This window comes from Gilliamella sp. B2824, assembly GCF_026536245.1.
GTDB lineage: Bacteria > Pseudomonadota > Gammaproteobacteria > Enterobacterales > Orbaceae > Gilliamella.
In genome coordinates this window covers 173,786-190,350 of record NZ_JAFNON010000006.1, presented here as the reverse complement: position 1 = coordinate 190,350, position 16,565 = coordinate 173,786, and the positions used below count along the sequence as shown (strand labels likewise).

The following is a 16,565-nucleotide window of genomic DNA, read 5'->3' as shown; positions in this document are numbered from 1 at the left end:
TGGCAGAAGGTTTACGTTTTGCGATTCGTGAAGGTGGCCGTACTGTTGGTGCGGGTGTTGTTGCTAAAGTTATTAAATAATTTTAGATAATAACTAGAGCACGATGAGTGCTCTTAATTAGCTCAGAAGCAGGTGCACAATGTGCACCTGTTTTTTTATCCAATGAAAAAGAAAGCAAATTGACATCTACAATACAATATCGGTTAACAATCCTTTTTTGATTGTCTTATTGTGACTGTAATAATAATGTTTTATTCAATATCTTGATTGATGGCATCAAGGATTTGTTGATTCAGATTTAAAAAATCGCCCGTATTTAAGGTAGATTTATTTCTTGGACGCATTTGATTAACAGGAAAAATTGCTTTAATCCCTTTTTGTTTCACTGACAATAATACAATTCTATCAGAAAGATAAATTGCCTCTTCAACATCATGAGTAATAAAGATTACAGTGAGTCGATGTTGTTCCCATATTTTAGTCAATAATGTTTGCATTTGATGACGAGTAATTGCATCTAGTGCACCAAATGGTTCATCCATTAATAAAATCTTAGGACGATATGAAATCGCTCTCGCCAACGCAACACGTTGTTTCATACCACCTGATAATTGATTAGGATAAACCTTAGCAAACTTAGATAAATTGACTAACTCAAGGTGTTCTTTGGCAATATCACGGCTTTCGTGGCCTGAGTAACCGGCAGCTGAAAGCGCAAATTCAACATTCTGCTGGACAGTAAGCCAAGGTAATAAAGTGTAAGATTGAAAAACCACACCACGATCGAGCCCTGGGGTATAAATGGGTTTATCATCCACAAAAACTTCACCACTATCATAAGATTCTAAACCTGCGATAATCGATAATAGCGTGCTTTTACCACAACCTGAAGCGCCAACAATTGAAACAAATTCATTATCATTAACCGATAAATTTATATCACTTAATACATTGCGCTGATGCTTACCTAAACAAAAACTTTTATTCAGATGTTTGATAGTTAAGCTCGCCATTATTTTGACCTCACATTATAGCGGAATAGTATTTTTTCAAATAGGCGCATTAACTGATCTGTTATTAATCCCAATAAACCTAAAATTAAAATATAACCAATGATAGTATCCGTTTGAAAATAACGCTGTGAAAGTAGAATTCGATAGCCCAAACCCGATGTTGCCGCCACTAATTCAGCAACAACTAACCAAGTCCATGCCCATCCAAGACTAATACGTAAGGTATCCCAAATAGCTGGCAAAGCCGATGGAATAACAATCTTGAAAAGAATTTTACTTTCACTCATACCTAACGTTCGCCCTAAACCAATAAAATCGGCAGGCACACGTTTAGTCGCATCAATCACCATTAAAACTTGTTGAAAAAAAGTACCAATCCAAATAATGATAAATTTTTGCTGATCGCCAGTACCGAACCATAAAATGGTTAATGGTACAAACGCTACAACAGGCATATATCGAATAAAATCAACTAATGGCTCAATAATGGCTTTACCAACCGCAAAACAGCCAGCTAACACACCAATGATAATTGACATAATTGACGAAATAATAAAAGCGGTAAGAATTCGATAAACACTGACTTGAATATCAGAAATTAATGTACCATTATCCCATAAAACAACCAGCCGCTGCCAAACCGATGGTGGGGAAGGAATAAATATAGGTTGGACTAAACCGTAAGTTGTCCCCCCCCACCATAGCACCAAAAGTAAGCCAAATGTCACTATTGAAATTGTTAACATACTACAGCGCGAGAGCTGCCTACCTATTGTAAATATACGCTGTGACGTGTGTTTGCCTTGTAAGGACTTTTTAGATACCATTATTGCAACTCAACTACTCATACTTAATAAATACCAACAATTTAAATACTCACTTTGATACCTAGTGAGATAAATTATCAACAAATCGACTATCAATAACATTTTCATAGCTTATTGGTTGCATAATCATACCTGCTGAGGTAGCCGCTTTTAATATTTGTGCAAATGTATTTTGTTTAAATGCACCATTGAATTGCTGATTATTATCAGCAATAGATAGATATTCGACGCCATCAAAAGCAGTGGTAATTTCTTCCGGTGACTCACCAATACCTTTTGCAATAATTGCTCGTCCATCTTGTGTATGTTGATGATAATAACGTACAGCATCATTCCAACTCTTAACGAGTGCATAAACTTTGCCTGGATTTTTTTCAATTACTTCGTTACGAACAACAAAGGCATCACTAATCAAACCCGGAACTTGCGCGCCATCATATAATACTTGAATAGAAGCATCATTTGCTTTACTTACAGTAATATATGGCTCATAAGTTACAGCGACATTGACGCGTTTAGTGATTAATGCAGAGCCTGCTGAAGCTGCTGGCATGGGTACGGGGCTAATTTGATCCCATGCTATGTTGGCTTTGTCTAACGCATTACGTAATAAGATATCGCTGGTGGTACCTTCTTCATAAGCTATAGACTTACCTTTTAAATCTGCTAATGTTTTGATGCTTGGCTCAACTAAAATAGCATCTGAAGTTTTACTGGTATCAAGTAATAAAATAATTTTAACTGGAATGCCTGCAGCTACCATACTCATAGCGGTATGGGTTGCCACATTCGCACCATCAATTTGTCCGCTGGCTAAAGCCGCATTAATATCTTTATCTTCAATAAAATTGATCATCGATACATTGGTTAAACCATTTTCGTTAAAAAAACCTTTTTCTTTAGCAATATACCATTGTCCATAACCAAGCCAAGGTTGAATACCAATAGTGACATTTGGTGATTCTGGTTGTGGGATTTGATCGGCAGTTGCTAAAGGATGAAAGAATATAGCGATGAACGTTAAGATTAAGGACGATAATTTTATTACGATGTTTTTAAGCATAACTATAACCAATTAAAAAATATTCAATATGGTTTTAATATAACCGATTTTTTAGCATAACAGCAAGATAGATCTAAGATATTGCCATATAACAAATTACAAAAGCTGATTTAAGTGATAATGCACTTAGAAGTTTAATGATACAAATAAGACCCATTACCGAAGAATCGTTGAGTCACTATTTGCAAGTAATGATATTAAATTATCACAAAGCATAAACTTATCACTATTTTGGATTGAATAATAAATAATCTCTACCCTTATCGTTGAATTGACGACAATCATGAATTTTTGCATGAATTGACCTCATATTAGATGACGTTCAAAACATCATTATCATGACTTAATAACGTTTTTTTGCTATAGTAGGTCCTATTTTATTCAATTTGGATTAATCATATATTATGGAATCTATACCTAACTGCCCTAAATGCCATTCAGAACATACCTATCATGATGGTACTTTTTATGTTTGTCCTGAATGTGCTTATGAGTGGGACCCAAACCAAGCGACTGAAGCATCTGACGCCCTTCAGGTAAAAGATAGTAATGGAAATTTACTGGCTGATGGCGATGATATTATTTTAATTAAAGATCTTAAATTAAAAGGATCATCAACTGTGCTGAAAAAAGGGGCTAAAGCAAAAGGCATTCGTTTAGTTGAAGGCGATCATGAAATCGATTGTAAAATTGATGGTATGAAAATTATGCTAAAAGCCTGCTTTGTCAAAAAAGCTTAGTCAATAAATGTTTGTAATACTGATCTTATCAGTATTACAAACACTTCAATAGGTAAAATACTTACCCCTATTTTGTTATTAAAACTTTTTATAAAATTAAAATACCTTTCGCATGTTCGCGTTAACAACAATCACCTTTACGATCATCTATATGCTTATCATGCTGAAAAATTACCATTATTAACTATTAGGTTAATACCCCAGCTTGTAAATTGATGATAAATTTAATTGATTGCAACACATTAACGAAAATAAAGATGCTGAAAAAAGTGATAATAGCATTGTTGTTAGGCTTTACATCAGCCCCATAGAAAAAACCATTAATGAATATCATGCTTGATTATCTAGGTTGGCATGAAAATTAATAGTCTAGCTAAACAAAATTTAAATTAAAAATAAATATTATATAAGGGACGATAATCACATCATCCCTTAATTATTTATCCTTGATAACTCTTTTTATCTAAAAAATTATAGCTGGAGTGATTTATATGTAAATATAGCTATTGCTTAATTAATTTTTCCTATTTTGTTTTCATAGCCATCATAACCGACTCCACCATTAATACTATGTACAACAAAGTGCCTAACTTGGCTTATCACTGTACTATTTATTAAGTTAGCATATAACCCTATCAATTTTAGATTTAATTACTATCACTTAAACCCAAAAGCATGGTTGAAATATGTTCAAACATTTGTTCAAAAATAGATTCGGCAAAAACAGGCAATGTTGAAATCAGGTAAGTTAACATGGTCAGTCCCAATAATAAGGTCACCGGATAGCCGACCACAAAAATGGATAATTGTGGTGTCATTCTGTTTAATAAACCAAGCGCGACGTTAATTATCAACAACAATGTCATTAACGGAAGGGCTAACATAAGACCATTAACAAATAATGATGCGCTAACTTCAATTAAAACTAAATAGCCATTTTGTTTTAAAGGGGTAAAGCTAATTGGAATGATATCAAAGCTATTAGCCAAGCCATATAACAACCACAAATGACCATTTAAACTTAGAAACATTAACAGTGCAATTATATTAATTAAGCGCGATAATACCGAGGTTGCAGGGCCACCAATTGGATCAAAAAAAGTCGCCATACCAAGTCCCATTTGCATACCAATTAATTCACCCGAAAACCTGACTGCCATAAATGCTAACTGCATAGTAAAACCTATCATGACACCGATGACAATTTGTTGAAAAATAACAGCAACCCCGATAAAAGAGTAGATCCCTAAAGTATTATCAAACTCAGGTAAGGGTAAAAGTATAGTAATAAATAAAGCTAAACCAATCTTAAGTCGCTTAGGGACCTCTTTTTCACCGGTAATAGGGGCAACCATAATCAATGCTAAAATGCGTACAAATGGAAAAAAACACTGTTTTATCCAAGTAAACAAATCAATATTAAGTAATTGCTGAATATTAAAATCCATTAAGCCTAACGCGTTAAGTTTGGAATATCGGTAATAACGATTCGAATATAATCAATCATTGTTGATAACATTGATGGACCTAAAATAATGAGTACTAAAACTACTGCCAAAATCTTTGGGATAAAAGACAATGTCATTTCATTAATTTGAGTTGCCGCTTGTAACAAACTAATAATCAACCCAGTAATGAGTGCAGCAAGGAGTAAAGGACCAGCAAGCAAGCCTGCCACTTTTATCGCTTGCATCGCTAATGTACTGATATATTCAGATGACATAACACTCCTCAACTAAAAAAACTTTGCGCCAACGATCCTAATAATAAGTGCCACCCATCAGCTAACACAAACAGCATGATTTTAAAGGGTAAAGATACCGTTGCTGGTGGAACCATCATCATACCGAGCGCCATGAGTGTGCTTGCTACCACTAAATCAATCACTAAAAAGGGAATAAAAAGCGTAAAACCGATTTGAAAAGCAGTTTTAAGTTCACTCACCACAAACGCGGGCACCAATATTTTTAAAGGAATTTCATCACGCGTTGCAATATCACCTGAATGAGACATGTTTACAAATAACGCTAAATCATCTTCACGGGTTTGAGTTAACATAAACTCTCGTAATGGTTGACTGGCTGTAGATAAGCCCTGATGCAGGGTAATTTGGTTTTGAGAGTAAGGTAAATAAGCATCTTGATAAATTTTATCAAATATCGGTGACATAATAAAAAATGTCATAAACAAGGCAATACCTAATATAACTTGATTAGGTGGCGCTGACTGGGTGCCAAGTGCATTACGTAACAAACCTAATACAATAATAATCCGCGTAAAACTGGTCATTAACAGCAAAATAGCGGGAATGAAGGTCAATAGTGTAATAAATACTAGTGTTTCAACCGGCAATGACCAACTTTGCCCACCTTGCGCTGTGGGTTCGGCAATTAAAGAAAACGGCGAAACGTCAGCCTGACATAATTGACTGAATAATAATAAGCTAAGTAAAAAAACGATTTTTAACTTCACTCGTTATTACTCCTTTTCGAACTTAATGTAGACAGTAATAGTTGATGAAATAAATTATTTTTACTTGATTCTTTGCTTGCGGTAGATTGGGATAATAACATTTCAGTACGTTGTTCATCTATCGTATGTAATAACGTCATTTGTTGTGCGCTCACCCCGACAACCAATAATTGGTGATCAACATGTACTAAAATAATGCGTTCTTTTGGACTTAAGTTATAGGTAGATTTAACCTCAATTAACTGCTTTGTCTTTTTTTTCCAACTCAGCCGCTTGACCATCCAACCTAATAACAAAATAACGCTAATAACTAAAACAAAGGATAGACCCATCGATGTTGCAATTTGTGTATACAGGTTCATTTCTGATGAAGAAGGCACGATATGCTCACTTGTGGATATTGCTTGAGATGTATGTTGATTGTTGCTAGACATTAACGACTCAATCTACGTACACGTTCAGAAGGTGTAATAATATCAGTAATTCGCACACCATAATTATCACCCACCACCACAATTTCACCTTGTGCAATTAAATAACCATTAATTAATATATCTAAAGGTTCACCGGCTAAACCATCTAATGCAATAACTGAGCCTTGCGTTAAATTTAAGAGATCTTTAATCGCCATTTTGGTTCGGCCCAATTCAACACTTAAATTCACAGGAATATCTAAAATCAAATTGATATCTTGCTTTTTGATTTCGGTTTGTTGTGGTGAAAGTGTTTCAAAAATAGTTTGTTTACTCACTGATTCATCAGCCATAGCGGACGTTTGATCCTCATCATGAGTTGATTTGCTATCAGTCATTAAGTGCTCCTTCATTCAGTTGTTCTAAAACAGGATTAATTACCTGTTCGACTTGAATTGCATATTGTTTATTCACTTTACCATAGTGACCTTTTAGCACTGGCACCCCGCCAACAGTGACATCAAGATGTGTAGGCTTTTCAATTACTAAAATATCATTCACTTTTAAGGCTAAAAGTTTATTGACTGTGGTATGGATATGAGTAAAGTTAGCCACTAATTCAACGGTTGATTGTTTAATCCCACTGGTTAACGAACTCATCCAAACATTATCATCCTGATACGTTTGTTGTTCCACTGGCGGTTTTATTAGTAATTCTTTGATGGGTTCAACCATTGCATAAGGAATACAGATACAAAATGTAGCTTTACAATTACCGATTTCGACTTTGAATGTGGTTGTTAATACAACATCATCCGGCGAGCTGGTAATATTGGTAAATTTACTTTGGATTTCAGAACGAATATATTCAGTTTCGATTGAATATATATCTGCCCAAGCATTTTGATAGATAGTTAAAGCGAGCTCTAATACTCGTTTTATAATTTGTTGTTCAGTATGAGTAAATTCTCGCCCTTCTGTTTCAACTTTAGAGAGGTGACCATCACCGCCAAATAAAGTATCGACAACAATAAACACCAGTTCTGGGGAAAATGAAAATAAACTCGTCCCCCTTAGTGGATTAAGATGGACTAAATTTAGATGATTTGTTGCTGAAATTGCCGAAAACTCTTTAAATGTTTTGGGCTCAATCGGGCAAGCAATAACATCGGTGTTACGGCGAAGTAAATTAAATAAGCCAATGCGAAACTGGCGCGAAAAACGTTCATTAATAATTTCTAAAGCGGTTAATCGCTCAGGAATAAAACTATGTTTTACCGATAAATCATAGGGTTTGACTTCAACCTTTTTACCAACAGATTGCTGAGAATCAATCAAAATATCGGATTGAGCCTCTGCTGGGTTATGAGTAAACTCAGCATCTGGAGTTAGATTAATGTCAACTGTTGATTCTTGCTTATCAGACATAATACTTACCGAAGTATAAAATCAGTAAATAGCACTTCATCAATTTTTACAGAATGTTTTGCGTCATATTGACGAGTTAACGTCGACTTAATCTTTTCTTGTAAATCAGTTTTACCGTTCTCTTTTTTAAGATTATTAACATACTGCTTTGATGCCAAAAGTAAAACATCACTTCTCACTTCTGGTAAATATTCTAACAAAACTGTTTTTTGTTGCTCATCAGCAACGCGTAACACCATACCAACATACAAAATTTTAGTCGCATCACTATTATCTTCGGCAACCGGTAACGAAAGGGTAAAAGGTTTTAAAGTTAAAAATACCGGAGATACAATTGGCGTTTCTTGCTCAACTTGAGGCTTGTTACTTGAATGATTTTGTAACCATAAATAAACTGCAGTGCCTGATGCTAATAACGTAATGATAATAAGTATTATGTTTAAAATACTTACTTTTTTCTTGGTAGTTTGCATATTAATTATTATCTCAGTAAAAATTTAAAATTATTTTTTGACCAACTAAATGGTAAAAATTACAAAAATAATAAATCATGCGCCAAAAATTGATTTGAAGAATAGACAATAAAAATATCACCTATTCGACGTTTTTAACATTGAAACAACGGCTAAACCGAAGCTAACGCCTTCACTTAAGCAAATATACTTAATCCTAAGTATGATAATGGCTTGTCAGCCTCCACTTGCTCAACAGATTCATCAATGGTATCTGAATTAGCAGCAGTGAATTGATGATTTTTACTTGATTTATATCCAGAGGATTGCTCTGAATGATGCATCGTTGAAAAATCACTAATATTGGTTTGTGCTAAACTCATGCCTTGCTCTTCAAGGGAAGCTCTAAGATAAGGCAATGTAGATTCCAAAACACCTTTAACTGCCGAATGGGCAACTATCATATGCATATTGATTTTATCATCGAGCAGATCAAGCTTAATGTGTAACGATCCTAATTGTTCCGGGTGTAACTTGATTTCCGCACTTTGAAGACCTTGACGTGTTATTAAGCTAATTTGCTCAGTCAACGCTGCCTGCCACTGTGTTACATCAACCGGCATAGGCAAATTCATCACAAACGTCGAGGTTGAAACAGGCGCAGCTTGTTGTGAAAAAGGTTGAGTGAACGTATTAATACTGGTCACAAAATGATTATCGGCTTGGGCATGAATGACAGTATCATTATCTACAGAATTAGTTGCAAACTGATCAAATAAAGCAATGGGTTTATTTATACTACCAGAATCGAGCATCTGACTTGATGTATCTGTTTGCAAATAATGGGCGGTAATTGTTTTATCCGCCAAATCTTCTGCCATTAAACGGTTACTAGCGCCATTACGTTGATTAAAGAACTCATCTGGCTGACAGATGTTGTTGATCAATTGTTCACTATCATTGATCGATATCAACAACTCGGTAACTTGATTATTGGCAATTGTCTGAAAATCAGCATCTTGCAGCGTATTCAACGGCAAGCTATCAACCTTAGCCGATTGATTAGCATTTAAGACCCAATCTGATTTCTCAATTAAATGATGGGCAATCATATCATTTAATGTTACATCTGATCGGGAATTAACGATTTCTAGCGGAGATGGCGTTATCCATACCATAGCTAAACTATTATCATCTTGTTGAAGATCCGCGTCACTATCATCACTTATTTTTGGCGTTAAGTTAAGGCTGTGTTGCAAACCTAACCCATGATTTTGATTAGCGTGTAATAATTGCTGAAATAACTCGCTATTTGCCAACGATAAATCTTCATCCGTTGAGGGTAACTGCTTTGAAGATGCTAATGCTACATCAGTGATTAGGTTAATATTCATTTAACGCTCTCCTGGCTAATTGTTGCTGAGCAAATTCATCTGTGAGTTTTTGTTGTAACCGGTTTTGTTGCTCTACATATTTTTGCTGCTGCTTATCTAACAATGTTTTATAAGTATTAAGCTTTTTTTGAGATTGATTAAGTTCATGCGTTATCTGTTTTTTTTTGATATCTAACGTCAATAATAACTTTCTTTGTTTCGCAATACCTTGCTCAAGTGTTGCAATAAAAGCCTGAAAATTTGATAATTCATGTCCTTTAATGCCATTAAATAAGGCTTTATTCAATCGTCCCTGATACTCAAGATAATACTCATTTAATAAATTGAGCTGAGACTGAGCATGACGCTGATTATCATCAGCTTTTTTTAACTTAATTAACGTATCATCTAGCGATTTTTTCGCTAACTTTTTTAATGTTAAAAACGCCAAATATCCTGAACTTTTATTCATCATCCCCCCCTTTTAATTAGTTAAAATGGGTTGCAACATATTGGCTAATTGTTGATAAGCATCTTGATAACTACAATGTTCATCAATGCCTTGTTGTAAAAAATCTTTCATTGCTGGGTACAATGTTATAGCGCTGTCTAATAAAGAATCGGTGCCCGAAACATAAGCCCCGACATTAATCAAATCACGATTTCGTTGAAAACTCGAAAATAGCTGTTTAAATAACCGAGATTTTTTTTCATCGGCAACAGGCGTTAAATCAGTCATGACACGGCTGATTGACGCTTCAATATCAATTGCCGGGTAATGCCCGGATTCTGCAAGTGAACGCGATAATACAATATGCCCATCTAAAATAGCACGTGCTGAGTCTGCAATCGGATCTTGCTGATCATCGCCTTCAGTTAATACGGTGTAAAATGCAGTAATCGATCCTTGACCTTTATCATCATTACCTGCCCTTTCAACTAATGCCGGTAATTTAGCAAATACCGAAGGTGGATAACCTTTGGTAGCGGGCGGTTCGCCAATCGCTAAAGCGATTTCTCGTTGCGCCATGGCATAACGGGTCAACGAGTCCATAATGAGTAGCACGTTAAATCCTTGATCGCGAAAGTTTTCTGCAATTTTTGTTGCATATGCCGCGCCTTGTAAACGCAGTAGCGGTGAAACATCAGCAGGTGCAGCCACCACAACCGATCGCGCTAATCCTTCTTTTCCTAAAATATTTTCGATAAAATCTTTCACTTCCCGACCACGTTCACCAATTAAGCCAACGACGATAATATCGGCTTTGGTATAACGCGCCATCATCCCTAATAAAACACTTTTACCAACACCTGAACCGGCAAATAACCCCATTCTTTGCCCTCGACCAATGGTTAACAGCGCATTAATAGCTCGAATACCTACATCTAAGATCTCATCAATAGGTGTACGTTGTAGTGGATTGAGCGATGGATTAGCTAATCCTTGATATTCAATATTTTCAGGTAATGGCATACCATCTAATGGTCTTCCAGCTGCATCAACAACCCGACCCAACAATGCCATACCAATAGGCAACACTTTATGATTAAAGTGGGCTAAATCATATTGTGCGGTATAAACTCTAGCACCTAACAAAATACCTTCAGTGGTATCAAAAGGCATTAAATATAGAGTTTTATCGTTAAAGCCAATGACTTCACACTCCACCGCATCAATTTTTCCATGTGATTGCCGCTCAACAAAACAATTTGATCCTAACGGTAATTTTAATCCGATAGCTTCAAGTACCAAGCCCGAAGCTTTAACTAATCGTCCATAATGACGAATTAACGATAACGATTGCAGCTGCTGCGTCGCATACTCAATTTTAGCAGCCCATTGCTTTGCCAAGCTCACGCTACAGATTCTCTCCTTGTATACAATCGGCCATCATTTGCCAATGACAAGCATTGCTAGCATCGACTTGATTAGTATCGGTCCATATTTTACAGTCACCTAATTCAACATTCGTATCTGCAACTAATTGCCAATGATATTGTTTAATTTCATCTTGTAATAATGGTTCAATCCATAACAGATCATCGGGATGCAGATGCAAAGAAGCTGACTTAATTATCATCGAACCTTCGTCAATTAAGGTCTTAATGGTATGCATTAACTGTTTTTGTTTAACTTTAGATATTGTCCCGACCGTTTTTTGTGCCGCAACTAAGGCTAGATCCAACAATTGAGGAACAATTAAATCATCAATTTGATTGATAGCGGCGTGAAAATGGCTAACTAAATTAGTTATTGTCTCCACTGCTTTTAATTTTTCTGCATTAAGCTGCTGTTCAATTGCCGCTTTGCCTTCTTGCTGACCAATGGCATACCCCTGCTCATAACCTGCTTGTTGACCTATATTAAACCCTTCTTCTTTACCTAAATTAAATCCCTCTTGATAAGCTTGCTCTTTTGCTTGTTGCTTGATAATGGCTAATTGTTGTTCAATAACACTGTTGTCGACTTCAATAACTTTAGGCTCTGGCTTGAGCTCAACCTTATCAGCATGTTTAGTTATTTTCTTTTTGGTTAACTTTTGTGACTTAACTAACGTTAAATCCTGAAAACTTAATGGTTCCCAACTCAGGGTATTGGTTCGATTATACATATTCGTCATCACCGCTACTTAAAATCATTTCACCACTTTCAGCCAATTTGCGCGCAATAACCAAAATTTTCTTCTGTTCTGTTTCGACTTGAGATAAGCGCACTGGTGGTCTATTTTCTAAATCCTCACGTAAAATCGAAGCTGCACGCTGTGACATATTACTTAATAGCTTGTCACGTAATGCCACTGATGCGCCTTTTAAGGCAATAATCAATGTTTCATTATCCACCTCTTTAAGTAGACGTTGGATACTTCTATCATCGACTTCAACCAGATTTTCGAACAAGAACATTTCATCAATAATTTTCTGTGCAAGTTCACTGTCATAATCACGTAAGGAATTGATCACCAATTCTTCTTGTTGTGATTTCATCAAGTTAATAATTTCAGCCGCAGTACGAATACCACCCAGGTTATTAAGTTTAATATTTTGACCATGTAGTAACGTCGATAATGAGGCAGATAAAACCTGAAGTGCCGACGGCTCAACTCCGCCAAATGTTGCGATTCGAAGCATGACATCATTACGTAATTCATCATCAAATAAATTTAAAATTTCGGCAGCTAAGTCTCGATTTAAATGAACTAAAATTGTAGCAATAATTTGTGGATGTTCTTTTTTAACTAAATCAACCGCTCTGGCCGCATCGACAAAATTAAGCATCTCAAGTCCGTCTTTCGCCTCTTCTAAATCGACCTCTAACAACTCATCAAGTAACCGATCGGCTTTTTCAGTACCAATTGATTTTTCGAGAATTGAACGTAAATAACCATTGGTATCAGTATTAAGTACAGCACACTCTTCAAGTGTTTTTTGACATTCATTTAAGATGTCTTTCAACTGTTCTTGAGAAAGTTGTGGTAACGACATCATGGCACTACTAATTTGCTGTACCTCTTTAGGATTAAGGTATTGCATAACATTAGCGGCAAGCTCTTCACCTAACACCATTAACACAGTTGCTGCTTTTTGAGATTCACTTAAACTTAAATTCATGGATTTGTGTCCGCCTTACTTATCCAACCACGTATAATTAACGCCATGACCCGAGGATCTTTCTCGACAATTTTGCGAATATATTGTTGCTGCTGCATATTATCTTCAAATATCTTCTGCTGCTGTTTACTATGCGCCTTATAATCTAACTTATCCTCACCCGATAATTTAGTATCAGTTGAAGCATGATTCACATTAAAGAGCTGGCGTTGTAATTTAATCCATAAAGCACGTAACATTTTGCGCCAAACAAACCATAACACTAAAACATAAACAAGATATTTAATTACTGTTTTTAGCACATCATAAAACTCATGTGTTCGCCAAAATGGCAAGCTATCATCCGTTTCGAACGCTTGATCGGTAAATTTTAAATTTGCAACCGTCAACGTATCACCGCGTGAATCAGAAAATCCCATTGCTTGACGCGCTAATGCTTCAATATTATCCAGTTCATCTTTATCTAATTTCACCCACTGTGGTGCTGGTTCCTTGGCATTGTCTGATTGCTCTTGTAATTGAGATTGATCCAATTGTTGAGCCATAAATTTATAATTAACCAGCACAGCGACTGACAATCGTTTAATACGCCCTTCTGGGATTTTACTGTGCACGATTTGTCTATTTACTTCAAAATTTAACGTATTATTTGATTGTAAATTATAAATTTTTTTCTTATCATCTTTTGATTTTGAGTCTGGATTCTCATCTATGGGCGCACTCGGTGTTGGCATAGGTTGGTTTGACAAAGCGCCCGGCACACCACCGGTGTTATCGTTTGCTGCTAACTGACGATTCTCCACTTGATGCTTACTACGTAGGGTTTGCTGAGCAGCATCACTATTGGGATCGAAGGTTTCAGATGTTGCTTCTTGCCGGCTATAATCAATATCAGCATTAACTTGCACCATAATATTTTGTTTACCTAACACCGGTGTAATGATTTTTTCGACCCGCTCTCGAATGGTATCTTCTACTTTTTGACTGTATTCTAACTGCGCGACATTGACGTTACCGTCGCGAAATTTTTCACCCGTTAATAAATGACCTTGCTGGTCAATAATTGTGACTTTTTCTGCTTGTAATTCCGGTACACTGCTTGAAATTAAATGAACAATAGCATCAATTTGCCCTTGTGATAATGAGCGTCCAGGTAATAATGTTAATGCTACAGACGCGGAAGGAAATTTTCTTTCACGTACAAATAAAGAGGGCTTAGGCATCGCTAAATGCACTCTTGCATCATCCACACTACTAATAATTGAAATGGTTCTTGACAGTTCACCTTCTAATGCGCGTTGATAATTAATCTGTTCATTAAATTGACTCATACCAAAGCTGTCTTTGTCGAGTAATTCAAAACCAACAGCACCACCTTTAGGTAAGCCTTGCTGGGCAATACGTAAGCGCGTGTCATAAACTTTATCAGCAGGAATTAAGATAGTCGATCCTGAAGATGAAAACTGATAAGGAATATTCATCTTATCGAGTTGGCTAATAATTTCGCCGCCATCTTTATCGCTCAACTGGCTAAACAAAACCCCATAATTATCGTCTTTTAGCCATAAATAGGCGATACTACTAATAGCAAGCACAACCACGCCAGCAACAAGCAGCAGCATTTTACGATTTTGTTTAAATTGATTGATAAATGGTAACTTGCTCAATATTGATTCGCCTTTGTTACCGACAGTTTGGCTATCCATAAAAACCCTAATGCTAAACTAATTAGATTTGTTCTAGAGTTTATTATCAATCCATTTAAAAAAATCAATAGCTAAAAAAGCAAATGCTTTACCCCTTACTTGTGGCATTTAGATTTAAGGTTGTATGTTAAATTCAATCACATATTGAGCAAGTTAAGAAGAGATGACTTTTAACGCCATGAACACGCTAAATACAATTAATAACACCTTTCTAGTTGATTTTAATCAAACCAACGCCACAATAAACAACCAAGCAAAGAGCGCACAATCTGATTTTACTGCGGCATTAAAAATGGCACTCGATCACATTAGCCAAACACAAATTCAGGCCCATAATCAAGCACAAGCTTTTGAACAAGGAAAGCCCAACATCACGTTAAATGAAGTGATGGTTAATATGCAAAAATCTTCGGTTTCACTTCAATTTGGTATTCAAGTACGTAATAAACTCATTGGCGCCTATCAAGAAATCATGAACATGAATGTTTAAATACTGTTATTGTCTATGCTATCTTCAATTTGCAGGTTTAGCATTACTCACAGCTTGTCATATTGCTATAAACGGTTGTAAGCAGTGCTAAACAAGATTCAAACATCTGATAAGTGATTGCGATACCACTTATCATAACCAAAAATCACTAGCCAACAATATAACTATTTTGCTCAACATAGTTAATATTTAACCGTATTTTATTAATAAAACTAAAGCTAATAAGACAAATTAGATTAAACTTGCAATTTTTTGATAGCTATCAAGCTTTGTTTGATAATCGACTTGTTCGCCAATTAACTCTTTTAATTGAGCATGACGATAAATAATTAATTGGCTAATTTGCTGTTGATAGCTATGAATATTTTTAATATACATACTAAATATATCTTGCTGTTTTAAAGGTATTTTATCAACAGCAGTGAGATCATCGACTTGCATAATCGCTTTCGTTAATTGGTGATATTTAGCTTGCCAAGTTAACAATAAATCCCAATTTTCATCACGCGCATTGATAAGCATTTGTTCAGTGACATAATTAAGTTGTTCATATTGTTCTAATAAAGATGTTTTCACATTCCATTCCTTTTTATCTCGCAATTTCGCGCCAAGATTCAGCAATATTATTAAGCAAATCAAAGCAAGTTTGTAATTTTTGCCTATCATTATGTAAATTTGCTAGCACCAATTGTTGAGTCATATAGTGATATAAACGATCTAAATTTTCAGCAATTTCGCCACCTTGTTCTAGGTCTAAACAACTTTTCAACCCATTATCAATTATATTAATGGCTTTTGAAATTGCTGCGCCTTTACCCGCAATATTGCCTCGTTCAATGTGTAAACTGGCCAAGCGAATAGCATTAAGTGCACCATCAAACAGTAATACAATCAATTGATGTGGGGACGCCTGGCTAACTTTTGTTTCTAAACTAACTTGCTGATAAGCATCAGAACCAACTTTATACATCGGGTATTC

20 protein-coding genes and 1 pseudogene are annotated in these 16,565 nt (G+C 35.6%); 3 read left to right on the top strand and 18 right to left on the bottom strand.

Annotated features, from left to right (window positions below):
• Positions 1-80 (top strand): annotated as a pseudogene (locus J3U56_RS07740) (elongation factor Tu); the annotation flags it as partial.
• 171 nt (positions 81-251) lie between these two features.
• On the opposite strand, the gene J3U56_RS07735 reads toward J3U56_RS07740, so the two are convergent.
• The 3 genes from J3U56_RS07735 to J3U56_RS07725 all read right to left on the bottom strand — a co-directional run bounded on the left by J3U56_RS07735 (position 252) and on the right by J3U56_RS07725 (position 2,903).
• Positions 252-1,013: an ABC transporter ATP-binding protein gene (locus J3U56_RS07735; protein WP_065799333.1), complete on the bottom strand. Its 762-nt coding sequence runs from the start codon at positions 1,011-1,013 to the stop codon at positions 252-254.
• Positions 1,013-1,840 (bottom strand): ABC transporter permease, encoded by an 828-nt coding sequence (locus J3U56_RS07730; RefSeq protein WP_416380318.1) that lies wholly within the window; start codon positions 1,838-1,840, stop codon positions 1,013-1,015. The genes J3U56_RS07735 and J3U56_RS07730 overlap by 1 nt, the downstream gene beginning before the upstream one ends.
• A gap of 61 nt (positions 1,841-1,901) precedes the next feature.
• The gene (locus J3U56_RS07725; protein WP_267367247.1) at positions 1,902-2,903 is read right to left on the bottom strand and encodes an ABC transporter substrate-binding protein; all 1,002 of its coding nucleotides are present in this window, start codon (positions 2,901-2,903) and stop codon (positions 1,902-1,904) included.
• A gap of 404 nt (positions 2,904-3,307) precedes the next feature.
• Here J3U56_RS07725 and J3U56_RS07720 point away from each other — a divergent pair, with 404 nt between their 5' ends.
• A complete protein-coding gene (locus J3U56_RS07720; protein WP_267344705.1) occupies positions 3,308-3,643 on the top strand; it encodes a zinc ribbon domain-containing protein YjdM in 336 nt (111 codons plus the stop codon).
• Positions 3,644-4,290: 647 nt separating this feature from the next.
• Here J3U56_RS07720 and fliR read toward each other — a convergent pair.
• The 13 genes from fliR to fliF form a co-directional block, all read right to left on the bottom strand.
• Positions 4,291-5,091, bottom strand: a complete 801-nt coding sequence (gene fliR / locus J3U56_RS07715) for a flagellar biosynthetic protein FliR (protein WP_267367245.1) — start codon at positions 5,089-5,091, stop codon at positions 4,291-4,293.
• A 5-nt stretch (positions 5,092-5,096) separates the two neighbouring features.
• A complete protein-coding gene (gene fliQ, locus J3U56_RS07710) occupies positions 5,097-5,366 on the bottom strand; it encodes a flagellar biosynthesis protein FliQ (protein ID WP_267334095.1) in 270 nt (89 codons plus the stop codon).
• 8 nt (positions 5,367-5,374) lie between these two features.
• Entirely contained in the window at positions 5,375-6,115 is a 741-nt protein-coding gene (gene fliP / locus J3U56_RS07705; protein ID WP_324101612.1) for a flagellar type III secretion system pore protein FliP, read from the bottom strand.
• Positions 6,112-6,549: a FliO/MopB family protein gene (locus J3U56_RS07700; RefSeq protein WP_267344708.1), complete on the bottom strand. Its 438-nt coding sequence runs from the start codon at positions 6,547-6,549 to the stop codon at positions 6,112-6,114. Before J3U56_RS07700 ends, fliP begins: the two co-directional genes overlap by 4 nt.
• Positions 6,549-6,881, bottom strand: a complete 333-nt coding sequence (gene fliN / locus J3U56_RS07695) for a flagellar motor switch protein FliN (RefSeq protein ID WP_416379605.1) — start codon at positions 6,879-6,881, stop codon at positions 6,549-6,551. Before fliN ends, J3U56_RS07700 begins: the two co-directional genes overlap by 1 nt.
• A gap of 37 nt (positions 6,882-6,918) precedes the next feature.
• Entirely contained in the window at positions 6,919-7,956 is a 1,038-nt protein-coding gene (gene fliM, locus J3U56_RS07690) for a flagellar motor switch protein FliM (protein WP_267334093.1), read from the bottom strand.
• A gap of 5 nt (positions 7,957-7,961) precedes the next feature.
• Positions 7,962-8,429, bottom strand: a complete 468-nt coding sequence (locus J3U56_RS07685) for a flagellar basal body-associated FliL family protein (RefSeq protein WP_065799326.1) — start codon at positions 8,427-8,429, stop codon at positions 7,962-7,964.
• 176 nt (positions 8,430-8,605) lie between these two features.
• Positions 8,606-9,802 carry a flagellar hook-length control protein FliK gene (locus J3U56_RS07680; protein WP_267367243.1) on the bottom strand — a complete coding sequence of 399 codons (1,197 nt, stop codon included), beginning with the start codon at positions 9,800-9,802 and terminating at the stop codon, positions 8,606-8,608.
• Complete coding sequence (fliJ, locus tag J3U56_RS07675) at positions 9,792-10,253, bottom strand: flagellar export protein FliJ (RefSeq protein ID WP_267344711.1); 462 nt, start codon at positions 10,251-10,253, stop codon at positions 9,792-9,794. The genes J3U56_RS07680 and fliJ overlap by 11 nt, the downstream gene beginning before the upstream one ends.
• Positions 10,254-10,265: 12 nt before the next feature.
• Complete coding sequence (gene fliI / locus J3U56_RS07670; protein ID WP_267367241.1) at positions 10,266-11,639, bottom strand: flagellar protein export ATPase FliI; 1,374 nt, start codon at positions 11,637-11,639, stop codon at positions 10,266-10,268.
• A 1-nt stretch (position 11,640) separates the two neighbouring features.
• Entirely contained in the window at positions 11,641-12,393 is a 753-nt protein-coding gene (locus tag J3U56_RS07665; protein ID WP_267367239.1) for a flagellar assembly protein FliH, read from the bottom strand.
• Positions 12,386-13,390 carry a flagellar motor switch protein FliG gene (gene fliG, locus J3U56_RS07660; RefSeq protein ID WP_267334088.1) on the bottom strand — a complete coding sequence of 335 codons (1,005 nt, stop codon included), beginning with the start codon at positions 13,388-13,390 and terminating at the stop codon, positions 12,386-12,388. The genes J3U56_RS07665 and fliG overlap by 8 nt, the downstream gene beginning before the upstream one ends.
• Positions 13,387-15,096: a flagellar basal-body MS-ring/collar protein FliF gene (gene fliF, locus J3U56_RS07655; RefSeq protein ID WP_267344712.1), complete on the bottom strand. Its 1,710-nt coding sequence runs from the start codon at positions 15,094-15,096 to the stop codon at positions 13,387-13,389. The genes fliG and fliF overlap by 4 nt, the downstream gene beginning before the upstream one ends.
• A 178-nt stretch (positions 15,097-15,274) precedes the next feature.
• Between fliF and fliE the strand changes: the two genes are divergently transcribed.
• Positions 15,275-15,586, top strand: a complete 312-nt coding sequence (gene fliE / locus J3U56_RS07650) for a flagellar hook-basal body complex protein FliE (RefSeq protein ID WP_416380319.1) — start codon at positions 15,275-15,277, stop codon at positions 15,584-15,586.
• Between the two features lie 231 nt (positions 15,587-15,817).
• On the opposite strand, the gene J3U56_RS07645 is transcribed toward fliE, so the two are convergent.
• The gene (locus tag J3U56_RS07645; protein ID WP_267334085.1) at positions 15,818-16,162 is read right to left on the bottom strand and encodes a hypothetical protein; all 345 of its coding nucleotides are present in this window, start codon (positions 16,160-16,162) and stop codon (positions 15,818-15,820) included.
• 13 nt (positions 16,163-16,175) lie between these two features.
• Positions 16,176-16,556 carry a flagellar export chaperone FliS gene (gene fliS, locus J3U56_RS07640; protein ID WP_267334084.1) on the bottom strand — a complete coding sequence of 127 codons (381 nt, stop codon included), beginning with the start codon at positions 16,554-16,556 and terminating at the stop codon, positions 16,176-16,178.
• Between the last annotated feature and the right edge of the window lie 9 nt (positions 16,557-16,565).

Excerpts from the sequence above, each read along its gene's own strand:
- J3U56_RS07680 (WP_267367243.1), bottom strand. The coding sequence starts at position 9,802 with ATGAATATTAACCTAATCACTGATGTAGCATTAGCATCTTCAAAGCAG.
- J3U56_RS07725 (WP_267367247.1), bottom strand. The coding sequence starts at position 2,903 with ATGCTTAAAAACATCGTAATAAAATTATCGTCCTTAATCTTAACGTTC.
- J3U56_RS07735 (WP_065799333.1), bottom strand. The coding sequence starts at position 1,013 with ATGGCGAGCTTAACTATCAAACATCTGAATAAAAGTTTTTGTTTAGGT.
- fliG (WP_267334088.1), bottom strand. The coding sequence starts at position 13,390 with ATGAATTTAAGTTTAAGTGAATCTCAAAAAGCAGCAACTGTGTTAATG.
- J3U56_RS07720 (WP_267344705.1), top strand. The coding sequence starts at position 3,308 with ATGGAATCTATACCTAACTGCCCTAAATGCCATTCAGAACATACCTAT.
- fliF (WP_267344712.1), bottom strand. The coding sequence starts at position 15,096 with ATGGATAGCCAAACTGTCGGTAACAAAGGCGAATCAATATTGAGCAAG.
- fliS (WP_267334084.1), bottom strand. The coding sequence starts at position 16,556 with ATGTATAAAGTTGGTTCTGATGCTTATCAGCAAGTTAGTTTAGAAACA.
- fliM (WP_267334093.1), bottom strand. The coding sequence starts at position 7,956 with ATGTCTGATAAGCAAGAATCAACAGTTGACATTAATCTAACTCCAGAT.
- J3U56_RS07700 (WP_267344708.1), bottom strand. The coding sequence starts at position 6,549 with ATGTCTAGCAACAATCAACATACATCTCAAGCAATATCCACAAGTGAG.
- J3U56_RS07665 (WP_267367239.1), bottom strand. The coding sequence starts at position 12,393 with ATGTATAATCGAACCAATACCCTGAGTTGGGAACCATTAAGTTTTCAG.
- fliR (WP_267367245.1), bottom strand. The coding sequence starts at position 5,091 with ATGGATTTTAATATTCAGCAATTACTTAATATTGATTTGTTTACTTGG.
- fliN (WP_416379605.1), bottom strand. The coding sequence starts at position 6,881 with ATGGCTGATGAATCAGTGAGTAAACAAACTATTTTTGAAACACTTTCA.
- J3U56_RS07730 (WP_416380318.1), bottom strand. The coding sequence starts at position 1,840 with ATGGTATCTAAAAAGTCCTTACAAGGCAAACACACGTCACAGCGTATA.
- fliE (WP_416380319.1), top strand. The coding sequence starts at position 15,275 with ATGAACACGCTAAATACAATTAATAACACCTTTCTAGTTGATTTTAAT.
- J3U56_RS07685 (WP_065799326.1), bottom strand. The coding sequence starts at position 8,429 with ATGCAAACTACCAAGAAAAAAGTAAGTATTTTAAACATAATACTTATT.
- fliJ (WP_267344711.1), bottom strand. The coding sequence starts at position 10,253 with ATGAATAAAAGTTCAGGATATTTGGCGTTTTTAACATTAAAAAAGTTA.
- fliQ (WP_267334095.1), bottom strand. The coding sequence starts at position 5,366 with ATGTCATCTGAATATATCAGTACATTAGCGATGCAAGCGATAAAAGTG.